Source organism: uncultured Campylobacter sp. (assembly GCF_938018035.1).
In the GTDB taxonomy this organism is placed as follows: Bacteria; Campylobacterota; Campylobacteria; order Campylobacterales; family Campylobacteraceae; genus Campylobacter_B.
This window is the reverse complement of sequence record NZ_CALIJF010000115.1, coordinates 1-2,354: the sequence shown is the minus strand read 5'-3', so window position 1 is coordinate 2,354 and position 2,354 is coordinate 1. Positions and strand designations below refer to the sequence as shown.

1 protein-coding gene is annotated in these 2,354 nt (G+C 36.5%); it reads right to left on the bottom strand.

Annotated elements, in window-relative coordinates; translation table 11 throughout:
• Nucleotides 1-372 precede the first annotated feature (372 nt).
• Nucleotides 373-2,354: STT3 domain-containing protein (locus Q0257_RS03625; protein ID WP_298021656.1), on the bottom strand; the 1,982-nt coding region annotated here is incomplete at its 5' end.

The window sequence follows — 2,354 nt, the reverse complement described above, 5'->3', positions numbered from 1 at the left end:
AACCCGCAGCTTGGTTTTTGAAATTGTATCCGCCCTCGCCGCCCATGAAAAGCCCCTCCGCCATCGCGCTTACTGCAGCTAAAGAGCTAAGAAGCGCCACTTTTGCAACTAAATTTCTCATATTTACTCCTTTTGGTGAAATTTCATCTTAATGATAGCGACACGCTTCGAAACCTAGGCTAAATTTAAAGTAAATACATAACATTTACGATTTTTATTGATAAAATTTTGAAGTATTTTCGTAACTTATTTATAGTATAAATTCTAAATCTCAGCATATAGCTTGCATTATAAATTTTATCGCTTAGTAACATACGCTTTGTAAAAGCATAATGCAATAAGAATTTACGCAATATTCCTCTGGATATAAATTTATCTTAATAACTTATAAATCCGCGCAGAATTACTTAAATAAACGGGCTCAAACAGATCTTTATCATAGTTTTCCAGCACAAAAAGTTGGATAAAGGCTGATTCAAATACCTTTTTATCTAAGATTAAAATTCTTTGGTAATCCGGTAAAAATATCACGTAAAGATTAGAATTTTTATCTATCTGCTTAGATAATTTGACGAGCTTGCCGTTTACTTCGCCCACTTGATAATATGAATTAATAGGCATTCTTTTACCGTCATAGATTAGGTATTCAGGATCGACGCTAGGCAGCGTGCATTCATCATTTATTATGATGCTCTCTCCATCTTTACCCATTCTAATATCATAACCCACATGAATAAATGGTGTCCAAGACTCTTTACCTGTTTCTATATCTACAGTAGAAAATTTTAAGATATTAGGCAATATATCTATCATGTGCGGTACAAAATAATAATATATATCCCTAGTTTTCTGTGGAAGATTGAAATTCTTATCACTCAAAGAACTTAAGAATTTATTGATATCGGCTTCGCCATAATCTTTTTGAATTTGATATAGATTTAGTTTAAATTTATCTTCCAGTTTAGGATCAAATTTTTTACCTTGCAACTTTTGTATATATTCTACGTTAAGCCTTGCCATATTAGCAGAGCTTACCTCATCTTTATTAAAGGAAAACGCACTCATAAAAGTGTATTCTCCCGCCTGTCTACCTCCGGGATCAGCTACTACTTTTACATCGGAGTAATATCTGATTAAATAACCGTAATCCCACCACGATAGCACATAATCCTCTCTGCTGGCTTTATTTTTTAGCTCTGCAAGAGGCGTTATGGAGTCTTTCGTAAGCGTAGGCGCAACTCGGAATTTATAAATAAAATCTATGCTAGGCATTATCGCTAAACAAGTTAAAATAGCCAACAAAGTACTTCTAAGCCAGGTGCGTATTTCAAAGTAATTCAGCGTGAAATATATGAAATAAGCAAATCCAAGCGTTATCATCGGTGTAGCGTACATTGTAAAGCGAGTTCCACCGAAAAGTGCTAAAACTCCAAGCGCTATCATCGGCAAGGTTAAGATGAACGAACGGAATTTTATCAACAATAGAGCCAGTCCCCCTACTGCACATATGAATATAAATAGATGCCCACTAGATTCAAGCACAAATTTCATGAAATTAGCGTTTTCTACCTCATTAACCGTATTCCTAACGCCGTAGAAGTAGAAAATTTCTTCTTTGCTTACATCCTTTAAGACGTAAGCTTTAAGCTGCACTGCTATGGGCGTAAGTCCGCCGAATATGACGAACGTAATTGCGACGATCGTACCCAAAATCCAAAGAGCTTTTTTGCTTTTATGACTTGGAATTTTAATCATTAAAAAATATAGCAATGCAATGAGTGCGATTTTGAACAATAAAATATAATTTACAATTATTGTCTCACCTTCGTAATACGCGCTAAATTTTATGACCGCTGCGACCATAAGAATAATCGCTTTGTAATTTTCCTCATTGTGTCTATTAAAAATCAAAGTATAGATTAAAAATATCACTATAATCGCCATATTTAAAGAATACGAGCTAGGATACCACCAATCATAAATCACCGTAAAAACGGCAGGTAAAATAAAGCTACTCTGCTCGCTTCGCTCTATGAGCCTAATCAAAGCCCATAGCGTTAGCAGCGGCAGAGTAACATTTAGCATATCGCTATCAAAATACCCGCCTAAAGTCCTCATATAATATCCCGGCAATATGGTGGCAAGCAGCGCCGCGATGATGCCGGCGCTCAGGATCCTATACTCTCTTGCTATCAAAATAATCGGCACGGCCACTAGCGGCGCCAAAAATACGCTCATATAGATCGTAATGCTGTTTAAGCTGACAGGTAAAATTTTGCTAATTAAAAATGCTAGAGTTGGGATCGACGCGCCGTACGGGCTAAGATCGCCCGGCTGGTGAAAGCCCGCTATCA